Origin of the sequence: Castellaniella hirudinis, from assembly GCF_047468865.1 — a bacterium.
Lineage (GTDB): Bacteria > Pseudomonadota > Gammaproteobacteria > Burkholderiales > Burkholderiaceae_B > Castellaniella > Castellaniella hirudinis_A.
Genome location: NZ_JBLGTV010000003.1, coordinates 186,725 through 198,241, shown reverse-complemented (window position 1 = coordinate 198,241; position 11,517 = coordinate 186,725). Strand labels below are relative to the sequence as shown.

The 11,517-nt window shown below is 66.4% G+C and carries 6 protein-coding genes; 1 reads left to right on the top strand and 5 read right to left on the bottom strand.

The window, feature by feature from the left end; all coding sequences use genetic code 11:
- Positions 1 to 2,264: YhdP family protein (locus ACMHYJ_RS06420; RefSeq protein ID WP_414245374.1), on the bottom strand; the 2,264-nt coding region annotated here is incomplete at its 3' end.
- A gap of 80 nt (positions 2,265 to 2,344) precedes the next feature.
- Between ACMHYJ_RS06420 and glnE the strand changes: the two genes are divergently transcribed.
- Positions 2,345 to 5,092, top strand: coding sequence for a bifunctional [glutamate--ammonia ligase]-adenylyl-L-tyrosine phosphorylase/[glutamate--ammonia-ligase] adenylyltransferase (gene glnE / locus ACMHYJ_RS06415; protein WP_414245373.1), 2,748 nt, complete (start codon positions 2,345 to 2,347; stop codon positions 5,090 to 5,092).
- Positions 5,093 to 5,153: 61 nt separating this feature from the next.
- Here glnE and clpB read toward each other — a convergent pair whose 3' ends face one another.
- The 4 genes from clpB to ACMHYJ_RS06395 form a co-directional block, all read right to left on the bottom strand.
- On the bottom strand, positions 5,154 to 7,745 hold the full coding sequence (clpB, locus tag ACMHYJ_RS06410; protein ID WP_414245372.1) for an ATP-dependent chaperone ClpB: 2,592 nt from the start codon (positions 7,743 to 7,745) through the stop codon (positions 5,154 to 5,156).
- A gap of 177 nt (positions 7,746 to 7,922) precedes the next feature.
- Positions 7,923 to 9,266, bottom strand: a complete 1,344-nt coding sequence (argG, locus tag ACMHYJ_RS06405) for an argininosuccinate synthase (RefSeq protein ID WP_414245371.1) — start codon at positions 9,264 to 9,266, stop codon at positions 7,923 to 7,925.
- A 76-nt stretch (positions 9,267 to 9,342) separates the two neighbouring features.
- Positions 9,343 to 9,780 carry a c-type cytochrome gene (locus ACMHYJ_RS06400; protein ID WP_414245370.1) on the bottom strand — a complete coding sequence of 146 codons (438 nt, stop codon included), beginning with the start codon at positions 9,778 to 9,780 and terminating at the stop codon, positions 9,343 to 9,345.
- A gap of 1 nt (position 9,781) precedes the next feature.
- Positions 9,782 to 11,377, bottom strand: a complete 1,596-nt coding sequence (locus ACMHYJ_RS06395; RefSeq protein ID WP_414245369.1) for a flavin monoamine oxidase family protein — start codon at positions 11,375 to 11,377, stop codon at positions 9,782 to 9,784.
- Positions 11,378 to 11,517 lie beyond the last annotated feature (140 nt).

The window sequence follows — 11,517 nt, the reverse complement described above, 5'->3', positions numbered from 1 at the left end:
TGCCGCAGGCCCAGCCGGATTTCATCGCCCCAGCGGATGTCCAGTTGGTCGGCTTCGGCGTCCGCGTTGGTCCAGTTCAATTGCAGGGCGCGGGCCTGTTCGGCCGCCTTGGCCAGGGGGGCCGGGAAGTCCAGCGCCAGGCCCTGGGTGTCGGATTCCAGCGTCGCCGTGTAGGCGCGCCCCTGCTGCCGCACCGCCAGCCGGTAATCCGCCTGGCCGGTGATGCGCTGCATGCCGGGCACCCCGACGAAAGCGCCCAGGGCCTTGGCGTCCAAACGCCCCTGCAACACCAGGCCGCCGGCGCCGTCGCCCAGCGCCCCGCCCAGCCGGACGGCGCCGCCCAGCAGCCGGGCGCTCAGGGGCTGAACCACCTGCACCTGGGCCTCGGTAAAGTGCACGCTGCCCGACACCGCCTGCAAGGCGGGGGCCTGGGGCGTCAGTTGCAGCCGGCCCTGCTGGATGTCCACGCGTCCCCGCACCTGGCTGGCTTGCGCATCGTCCAGGGGGATCGTCAGCGACAAGGGCACCCGCCAGTCGCCCGCCGCCACGGCTTCGTCGAAAAAACCGTCCAGCAGCGCCCCGACGGGCGAGTGCCGCATCAGCCCCATATACACGGCCCCGTCGGCCGCCGTCTGGCCGGATACCTGCAGGATCGCCTTGTTTTCCATGTCCGGGATGCGGGCGCGCAAGCCCCACAAACGGATGACCTGGCCCGGCTGGGGCAGCATCCGGGCTGTTTCGGCGGTCAGCTGCAAATCCATCCGGTGCAAGTCCGCCGTGCCGCGCATATCCTGCAGCACCGGCCAGGCCTGCGCGGCGGGCGCGTCCGGGACGAAGTCGATGCGGGCGCCATCGAAATCGCCCGCCACGCGGAAATCCCCGGCCTGGGGCCGATCCCCGAAGGGAAATTCGGCCAGATCGCCTTTCAATAGCCATTGCGCCCGGCGCAGGCTGCCGGCCTGCAAGCCCTTGGCCAGCCATGCGCGGGCGTCCGCATCGACGTCCCACGGCAGGTAGCGGTGGATGGCGTCCAGCCTGGCCCGCGCAATTGTGCCCTGGACGTCGATCCGGCCCAGCGCGCCGCGGCTGTCCCAGCCCCCCTGGCCCCGCAGTTGGATATCGGCATTGCGCACGCTGAACGCCTGCAATTGCACAGTCCAGTGTGCATCCCGCCGCAGCTGGCCGCGCAGGGCCACCCGGCCGGTGTCCAGCGGATGATCGAACCACGCCGCCTGCCGCAGGCGAATGTCCCGGGTGGCCAAGTCGAAAGCCAGCCCCTGCGGCAAACGGGCATCCTGCATCAAACCCCGCCACTCATCCAATCCCCCCTGGGCCCACACGGCCGCGTGGGGCACCCGCAGACCTTCATCCGGGCCGCCGAATGCCCAGTCCAGATCGGCGACGTCCAGCAAGGCGGTCATGCGCGGCGCGGCCGCCGACGACCGCAGCCAGAACTGGGCCCCCACCCGCCCCTGCCGCAAGGCATCGGGCAGGTCGAGCCAGGCGCGCCAGGCCGGCAGCCGCGTGGGCGACAGCCGCAGCCAAGCCTGCCAGGCATCGGGCAGGCGCCCCTGCGCCAGGGACGCGCCATCGGCCGCCAGCACGCGGATATCCAGCGCGGCATCGTCGATGGCCGGAGCCCGGGCGGTCAGGGACAGACCCACCGTCTGGCCGGCCTGGCGCTGCAGCACTGCCTGCACCTCTTTCAGCACCAGCGCCGGCGCGCCCACGGATTGGTCATGCCAGCGCAAAGTGGTGTCCTGAAACGCGATCCGTGGCTGGGCCAGCACCCACTGCAGCCAGGCCGGCGGCGCATCCGACGCTGCGAGGCCGGCCGGATCGGGCTGGGCATCCAGCGCATGGCCCATGACTTGCAGGCGGCCATCCGGCAAGCGGCCCAGGCTGAGATCCAGACCCCGCGCCTGCAACCGCAGACCGCGTTGCGGGCCCGACCAGGCCCAATCGGCGCGCACCATGGGCACTTGCAGCACCACCCGGCCGCCGGGATCGACCAGGCGCAGGCCCTGGATTTCCAGCCGGGGCGCCCAGCCGCGCCAGGATAACTGTATTTTCGACAAATCGGCCTGCGCGCCCGAGGCCTGTGAAATCCGCGCCGCCACCCAGGGCCGCAGGACATCCAGGTAAGGGGCCAGGCCAAACCGCACCCCCAGCAGCGCCAGCCCCAGGGAAAAATACAGGATCAGCGGTAAAACCAGCGCATGACGCCACCCGAGACCAGAAAGCTTGTGAAGGAATTGGCGCATGCCGGATTTTGCAGTATGTTAGGGAGCTTCATGATTCTTGGGTGAATCGAGCCCAAGCCACGGACCTGCCATCAGACCCCATGCCCGACCCCATTATATTAAAGCCCGCCCTGCAGTGGTCCGGCGCCTTGCGCCGCGCCCTGATGGCCGACCCGGACCGGCAGCCGCGCCTGCTGGCCGACTGCGCCGAGCCCCTGAGCCGCAAGACGCTGCAGGCCTGGTTTCTGGATGAAACCCAGGACGGCGCGGCGGGCCGCGACCGCGCCGTCCTGCAGGCCGCCCTGCGGCGCCTGCGCAAACGCGTTTTCCATACGCTGATGGCGCGCGACCTGGCCGGGCTGGCCCCTTTGCACGAAGTGGTGGCGGCCATGTCCATGCTGGCCGATCTGGCCATCGGCCAGGCCTACGCCTGCGCCATGCACACCCTGATGGCCACCCACGGCGCGCCCCGGCTGCGGGCCACCGGCCAGCCCCAGGACATGCTGATCCTGGGCATGGGCAAGCTGGGGGGCAAGGAACTGAACGTGTCGTCGGACATCGACCTGATCATGCTGTACGACGAAGACGGCGAAACCGACGGGCGGCGGCCCATCAGCCACCACGAGTTCTACGGCAAGGTCAGCCGCCTGATGATGCCGATCCTGTCCGAGGTGGACGCCGACGGCTATGTGTTTCGCACCGACCTGCGACTGCGGCCCGACGGCGACTGCGGCCCGCTGGCCTGGAGCCTGGCCGCGCTGGAAAACTACCTGATCACCCAGGGCCGGGAATGGGAGCGCTACGCCTGGCTGAAGGCCCGCCTGATCCCTTGCGCCCTGTTCGACGACGCCCGTTTCACCCTGCAGGCGCAAGCCCTGGAATCCCTGCGCAAGCCTTTCGTGTATCGCAAGTATTTCGATTTCGACGCCCTGGCCTCTCTGCGCAGCCTGCGCGAACGCATCCGCACCGACTGGCAGCGCCGGGCCCATGCCCGCCACGGCATCGACACCCAGCGCAACATCAAGCTGGGCGAAGGCGGCATCCGCGAAATCGAATTCGTGGCGCAGCTGAACCAGCTGATCCGCGGGGGCCGCCAGCCGTCGCTGCAGCAGCGCAACCTGCTGGCGGCGCTGCACAAGCAGCGTCGCGCCGGGATACTGGACGAGACCCAGGCCCAGGGGCTGGAAGCCGCATACATCTACCTGCGCCGCCTGGAACACCGGCTGCAGTACCGCGAAGACGAGCAAACCCATCTGCTGCCCAGCGATCCCGGCCAGCTGGCCGTGTTGGCCGAGGTCATGGGGCACGCCAGCCCCGACAGTTTCCGGGCCGCGCTGGAACAGCACCGGGCCTATGTCTCGCACTGTTTCCAGGACGCCTTCCGCATCGCCGGCCTGGGGGGCGACCCCGGCCCGGCCAGCACCCCGGCCCCGGCGCCCGACCCCGGCCCGGCGGTGCCCGAAGCCCTGGCCCAGGCGATGCAGAACCAGGTCGAACGCCTGCTGGACAGCCATCGGGTGCAAAGCCTGCCGCGCACCAGCCGCCACCGGCTGGAAGCCCTGATGCCGGGCCTGGTCAGAACGGCCGCGCAAACCAAAGACCCCAACGCCACGCTGCTGCGTCTGCTGACGCTGATGGAACACATCGCCCAGCGCAGCGCCTACCTGGCCCTGCTGGCCGAATACCCGGAAACCTTGGCCCGGGTGGCCCGCATCGTCAGCGCCAGCCCCTGGGCCTCGCAGTACCTGACCCGCTATCCCCTGCTGCTGGACAGCCTGATCGAATGGCACAGCCTGATGCAGCCGCCGGATTTTCCCGGCCTGGCCGAACAGCTGCGCAGCGACCTGGACGCCTGCGTGCTGCCCGACGGCCAGGCGGACATCGAGCAGCAGATGAACCTGATGCGCGACGTGCAGCACCAGGTGACTTTCCAGCTGCTGGCCCAGGATCTGGAAAACGTCATCAGCGTGGAAAGCCTGGCGGACTGCCTGTCGGCCCTGGCCGACCTGATGCTGGCGGAAGCCATCCACCGGGTGTGGCCGCAAGTGCTGCCGCGCAGCCAGCGGGCCGCCCCCGGGCAGCCGCGCTTCGCCATCATCGCCTACGGCAAGCTGGGCGGCAAGGAAATCGGCTACGCCTCCGACCTGGATCTGGTGTTCCTGTACGACGACCCGGATCAGGAAGCGGGCGAACGCTACGCCAAGCTGGGCCGGCGAGTGGCCTCCTGGCTGTCCACCCTGACGTCATCGGGACGGCTGTACGACATCGACCTGCGCCTGCGCCCGGACGGCGACGCCGGCCTGCTGGCCCTGCCCATCGACGCCTTCGAGCACTATCAATTAAGCCAGGCCTGGCCCTGGGAACATCAGGCCCTGACCCGTGCCCGCTTCGTCGCGGGGGACGCCGCCATCGGCGCCCGCTTCGAAGACATCCGCCAACGGATTCTGCTGCTGCCGCGCGACCCGGGCGCCCTGCGCGAACAGGTCTGCGCCATGCGCGACCGGATTTCCCAGGGCCACCCCAACCGCAGCGACGATTTCGACCTGAAACACGACCGCGGCGGCATGGTGGACATCGAGTTCATCACCCAGTTTCTGGTGCTCAGTCAGGCGGGCAACCACCCCCAGCTGCTGGGCAACCTGGGCAACATCGCCCTGCTGGGGCTGGCCGCCCAGGCGGGGTTGATCCCCGGCCTGCTGGCCGCCGAGGTCGCCGACGCCTACCGGGTGTTTCGCCGCCGGCAACATGCCCTGCGGCTGCAGGGCGCCGAACGCGCCCGCGTGCCCGCGACAGAATGCAAGCAGGAAAGGGCCGCCGTGCAAACCTTGTGGCAAACGGTGCTGGGCTGAACGGGCCGGGCCAAAGCCCCGGCAACGCGCGCGGCTGCCGGGGCCTGTGCCGCTCTGCGCCTTACTGCAAGGTGCGCTCGAACACAAAGCGTTCGCCATCCCAGCCGACAGGCACCACGTCGCGCGGGCCGAACTTGCCTTCCAGGATCAGGCGGGCCACCGGGTTTTCCACGTACTGCTGGATGGCGCGCTTCAGGGGCCGGGCGCCGAACACCGGGTCGTAGCCCACGCGGGCCAGTTCCTTGACCGCCGCTTCGGACACGTCCAGGCGCATCTCGTGCTGCGCCAGGCGCTCGGCCAGGCGCTTCAACTGGATGCGGGCAATGGGTTCGATGTGGCCGGCATCCAAGCCATGGAAGACCACGATCTCGTCGATCCGATTCAGGAACTCGGGCCGGAACGCGGTTTTCAGCTCGTCCCGGATGACTTCCTTGACCACGTCGTAGGGCTGATCCGCCAAGTTCTGGATATGCTGCGAACCGATGTTGGAGGTCATGATGATGACGGTGTTGCGAAAATCCACCGTGCGTCCCTGGCCATCGGTCAGGCGGCCGTCGTCCAGCACCTGCAGCAGCACGTTGAAGACATCCGGGTGCGCCTTTTCGACCTCGTCCAGCAGAATCACGCTGTAGGGTTTGCGGCGCACGGCTTCGGTCAGGTAGCCGCCTTCCTCGTAGCCCACGTAGCCCGGCGGCGCGCCGATCAGGCGGGCCACCGAATGCTTTTCCATGAACTCGCTCATGTCGATGCGCACCAGGTGATTGTCCGAATCGAACAAAAACCGCGCCAGAGCCTTGGTGAGTTCGGTCTTGCCCACCCCCGTGGGGCCCAGGAACAGAAACGAACCATAGGGGCGGTTGGGGTCGGACAGCCCGGCGCGCGAACGGCGGATGGCCTCGGACACCAGACGCACGGCCTCGTCCTGGCCCACCACGCGCTCGTGCAGCACGGTCTCCATGGACAAAAGCTTGGCGCGTTCGCCCTGCATCATGCGCGACACGGGAATGCCTGTGGCGCGGGACACGACCTCGGCGATTTCCTCGGACCCGACCTGGGTGCGCAGCAGGCGCGGTTTATCGGCCTCGGCATCCCTGGGCGCGGCCTCGGCGGCCTTCAGGCGGGCTTCGAGCTCCGGCAGGCGGCCGTACTGCAGTTCGGCCAATTTATCGAACTGGCCCTTGCGCTGCAGCTCGGCCATCTCGGCGCGCACGTGGTCGATTTCCTCCTTGACCGCCTGCGAACCCTGGACGGCGGCCTTTTCCGCCTTCCAGATTTCCTCGTAATCGTTGTATTCGCGCTGCAGGGTTTCGAGTTCTTCCTCGATGGCCTTCAGGCGGCGTTCGGACGCCTCGTCGGTATCTTTCTTGACCGCCTCGCGCTCGATCTTCAGCTGGATGATGCGCCGATCCAGCTTGTCCATGACCTCGGGCTTGGAATCAATTTCCATGCGGATGCGCGCCGCGGCCTCGTCGATCAGGTCGATGGCCTTGTCGGGCAGAAAACGGTCGGTAATGTAGCGGTGGGAGAGTTCCGCCGCCGCCACGATGGCCGGGTCTGTGATCTGCACCCCGTGGTGCAGTTCATAGCGTTCCTGCAGGCCGCGCAAAATGGCAATCGTGGATTCGACGTCGGGTTCGTCCACCAGCACTTTCTGGAAGCGGCGTTCCAGCGCGGCGTCTTTTTCGATGTACTGGCGGTATTCATCCAGCGTCGTGGCCCCCACGCAGTGCAGTTCGCCGCGCGACAGGGCGGGCTTGAGCATATTGCCGGCATCCATCGCACCATCGGCCTTGCCCGCGCCCACCATGGTGTGCAGTTCGTCGATGAAAACGATGGTCTGGCCCGAATCCTGGGACAGTTCTTTCAACACGGCCTTCAGGCGTTCTTCGAACTCGCCCCGATACTTGGCCCCGGCCAGCAGGCCCGCCAGATCCAGCGACAGCACCCGCTTGCCCTTCAGGGTTTCGGGGACTTCGCCATTGACGATGCGCTGCGCCAGGCCCTCGACGATCGCGGTCTTGCCCACGCCGGGTTCGCCGATCAGCACGGGATTGTTCTTGGTGCGGCGCTGCAGAATCTGGATGGTGCGGCGGATTTCGTCGTCCCGCCCGATGACCGGATCCAGCTTGCCCTCGCGGGCGCGGGCGGTCAGATCCAGCGTGTATTTTTTCAGGGCCTGGCGGTTGTCTTCGTCATCGGCCCCGGACACATTGGCGCCGCCGCGCACGGCGTCGATGGCGGCTTCCAGCGCCTTGCGCTGCAAGCCGGCCTCGCGCAGCGCGCGGCCGGCCTCGCCCTTGTCGTCGGCCAGGGCCAGCAGATAGAGCTCGCTGGCGATATAGGTGTCGCCGCGCTGGCCGGCTTCTTTGTCGGTGCGCGCCAGCGCCGCCTGCAGATCGCGGCTGGCCTGCACATTGCCCGCCGCGCCTTGCACGGTGGGCAGGGCTTTCAGTTGGCGATCCAGCTCCGTCTGCAAGCGGGGCACCGCCACCCCGGCCCGCGCCAGCAGGCTGCCCGCCCCGCTGTCGGGGTCGGCCAGCAAAGCCAGCAGCAGGTGGGTGTTTTCGATATAAGGGTGGTCGTGGCGCACCGCGAGGCTTTGGGCATCGGCGATAGCCTGTTGAAACTTCGTCGTCAGTTTGTCGAATCGCATGAGTGTGTCCCTGCAATAAAGGGGCATTGCCCCACAAGCCAACGGTCTTGCGCCTGCGGCAATGCGTCCCTGGGATGGGAGGGGGCGTGCTGCCCCAATGCCGAATATATGCGGGTGAAAGGCCGGGTTTCAAGACTGCCCGGCCCCGCGCCACTCAAGCGTCGCGCACCTGCGGACTTAGCGGTCGCCCGTGTCCTGGCGGATTTGCGGAATGTCCGACTGGCCGGTCTTGGCCAGCAGCCCCACCTGGGTATAGGTGAACAATTTTTCGCGGGTATCGACGATGTCCAGATTGCGCATGGTCAGCTGGCCGATGCGATCCAGGGGCGAGAACATGGATTCGCCTTTTTCCATGGTCAGGCGATCCGGGTGATAGGTCAGATTGGGCGATTGCGTGTTCAGGATGGAATAATCATTGCCCCGACGCAGTTCCAGGGCGACTTCGCCCGTGATGGCGCGCGCCACCCAGCGCTGGGCGGTTTCGCGCAGCATGATGGCCTGCGGATCGAACCAGCGCCCCTGATACAGCAAGCGGCCCAGGCGCAGGCCATTGATGCGGTATTGCTCGATGGTGTCTTCGTTGTGGATGCCGGTGACCAGGCGTTCGTAGGCGATGTGCAGCAGGGCCATGCCCGGGGCTTCGTAGATGCCCCGGCTCTTGGCCTCGATGATGCGGTTTTCGATCTGGTCGCTCATTCCCAGGCCGTGACGGCCGCCGATACGGTTGGCCTCCAGCATCAACGCCACCGGATCGGTGTATTCCACGCCATTCAGGGCCACCGGCCGGCCTTCTTCAAAGCGCACGGTGACTTCTTCGGCCGGGACGGCGACGTCCGGTTTCCAGAACGCCACCCCCATGATCGGATCCACGATGCGGATGCCGGAATCCAGGTGTTCGAGATCCTTGGCCTCATGGGTGGCGCCCAGCATGTTGGAATCCGTGGAATAGGCTTTTTCGGCCGACATTTTATAGTCGAAGCCGTTTTCCACCAGGTACTGGGACATTTCGGCCCGCCCGCCCAGTTCGTCGATGAACTGCTGATCCAGCCAGGGCTTGTAGATCTTGAGTTCCGGGTTGGTCAGCAGACCATAGCGGTAGAAGCGTTCGATGTCGTTGCCCTTGAACGTGCTGCCATCGCCCCAGATGTGGACGTCGTCTTCGCGCATGGCCGACACCAGCATGGTGCCGGTGACCGCCCGCCCGATGGGGGTGGTGTTGAAATACGTGACCCCGCCGGTGGAAATATGAAAGGCATTGCACTGCAAGGCGGCAATGCCTTCGGCGACCAATTGGGCGCGGCAATCCACCAGGCGGGCCCCCTGGGCCCCATAGCGCAGGGCTTTGCGGGGAATTTCATCGTAATCGGATTCATCCGGCTGCCCCAGGTCGGCCGTGTAGGCGTAGGGCAAGGCCCCCTTGTTCTTCATCCACAGCAAAGCGGCGCTGGTGTCCAGGCCGCCCGAAAAGGCGATGCCGACCTTCTGCCCGACCGGCAGGTTTTCTAGAATGGTTGTGCTCATGGGGTTCCGATGTGGCCAGAGTGAAAGACAATCGCTCATTATATCGTCGTGGTAAGCGGGGCTGGCCTCGGTGCGCTTATTGCTCGACGGGCACCGGCCCGCGCATCTGCGCGACATCGGCGGCGCTGACCGGATCGGGAAACTGGTTGCCGAAATGGCTGCGGACGTAATTGACCACGGCGGCGATTTCCTCGTCTTTCAGCATCCCGTTGAACCACGGCATGCCGCCCTGCCCATACAGGATGACGTAAACAGGGTAACCGGCGGCGGCCAGCAAGGGGTTGCCCGCCAACGCCGGGAAAAGGCCGGCGCCGGCGGCCCCTTTGGCGTCGGCCATGTGACAGGCCTGGCAATATTGCTGATACACGACATCGCCGGCAAGGGGCTCGCGGTCGTGCATGCCGGTGCGCTGATCGCTGCCGGGGTCGGCATCGGCCCAGGCCGTGCCCATCAATGCACTGCAAGCAAGAGATGCCAGCCAGACGCCCGCGCGTCGTTCAAAGCGATGCTTCATGTCAACCCCCTTGGGCACGGTGATGCAGTCGTTCAATGGCGTTGAGCGACGACTGCAGGGCGCCCTCCATCCAGCCCGGCATATACGACAAGTGGTCGCCGGCCAGCACGATGCGGCCATCCATGCCCGCCAAAGTGTCGTAGTGCTGTTCTCGCGCGGTTTGGCTCCAGCGGGCGCGGCAGCCGTGCATCCAAGGCACACGATACCAGGCCACCGCCACACCGCTTAGAAACTCTTTGCGATATTGCGGGTGGATTTTTTCGCCTTGGCTCAGGGCGGCTTCGATGCGCGCTTCGGGCGTCAGGCCCGTCAGGGCGATGCTGGTTTCCGGTGCGGAGGCATAGGCCCCCAGCATCACGGCCGGGCCTTTGGAAAGAAACTGATGGTTTGGATAGGAAACCAGCCCGATCTGCTGATCCGTGACCGAGGTGCCGCCGAAGATGGCGTCGTCTTCTTCCCAGAACCGGCGCCGGAATTCGAGCCCCACCTTGACGTATCCCGCGTAGGGTACAGCCCGGATGGCCGCCTGCATGGCGCTCGACACTTGCACGTCGAGCCGGCCCAGCACGGTCAGGGGCAACGTGCAAATACACCAATCGGCGCTGGCCTGGTGCGTGCCGCCGCCGGCCAGGTCTTCGTAGGTGACGACGACTTGTTCAGCATTTTGCGCCACCCGCTTGACCTGGGCGTTGTAGCGGATGGGCACCTTGCCATCCAGGGCGCGCACGAAGCCCTTGCCGATCTGATCCATGCCGCCCACCGGCTGAAACATGGTGGGCTGCGCGTTATAGACCAGCAAAGAATTCAGGCCTTGCCAGACCGATGGGTGCAGCAGGTCTTGCAGATCCAACAGGGGGCCGGGTTTTGGCGGGGGCGTCAGGCCGCCGCCGGGCGGGTGGCTGAAGCCGCGGCGCAAAGCCGTCTGGTGGCTGGATCGATACGCATAATCGGCATCCAGCAGCCCCCAGCCCTGCAAGGCCTGCAGCAATTGATCGCGCTCGTCGGCGCCCATCGGCAAATCGAGCTTGTCGCTGTGCACGGCCTTGGCCAGCAGCTCGGCAACGCTGCCCTGAAGATCGGCCCAGACCTCGCGCAGGCGCTGTGGCTTTCCGCCGAAGGCCTCGGTGCTGTGCAGGTAGGCGTTGTGATTGAATTGAATGAAGGGTTCAAGCGGCACGCCCAATTGCCGACAGTAGTGCAGCACGGTGCCGTGATGATACGGAATGCGCCAAGGGCCGGGGTTGAAGTAATTGCCTTCGGCCAGGGTCACCTTTTGCTTCGCGCCGCCCAGTTCGGTGTAGGTGTCGCCGCCGCGCAGCGTCCAGTTGCGTCCGCCCGGCCGGTTCTGGTATTCGAGTATCTCTACGCTGTAACCGGCCCTAGAAAGCTCGTGGGCGGCCAGCAACCCCGCCAGCCCCGCCCCGAGAATCAACACCCGCGTACCGGGCTTTGCGCCGCCCAGCGCGGGCGGGCCGCTGAACGAAGACGGCTGCGCATGCCCCAGCGTGGTCAGGGCGTGGTACATGGCGGTGGCCCCCGCCGACAAGCCAATCGCCTTCAACACTTGCCTGCGAGTCAAACGAGAGAGAGTGGTCACGTGGGTTCCTTGTGCACGCCGCGTGGCGATGTCGGATTGGCACCAAATTCGAATAATGTAATCCAGATATTACAAGATTGCCGGCATCCGTCAAATATTTTTCACTTCAACCATCCCCGCGCCCCAGCCATCCGAGCGGA

What these genes read in the sequence shown, in the direction of transcription:
- glnE (WP_414245373.1), top strand. Translation starts at nt 2,345, where the DNA reads ATGCCCGACCCCATTATATTAAAGCCCGCCCTGCAGTGGTCCGGCGCC.
- clpB (WP_414245372.1), bottom strand. Translation starts at nt 7,745, where the DNA reads ATGCGATTCGACAAACTGACGACGAAGTTTCAACAGGCTATCGCCGAT.
- argG (WP_414245371.1), bottom strand. Translation starts at nt 9,266, where the DNA reads ATGAGCACAACCATTCTAGAAAACCTGCCGGTCGGGCAGAAGGTCGGC.
- ACMHYJ_RS06400 (WP_414245370.1), bottom strand. Translation starts at nt 9,780, where the DNA reads ATGAAGCATCGCTTTGAACGACGCGCGGGCGTCTGGCTGGCATCTCTT.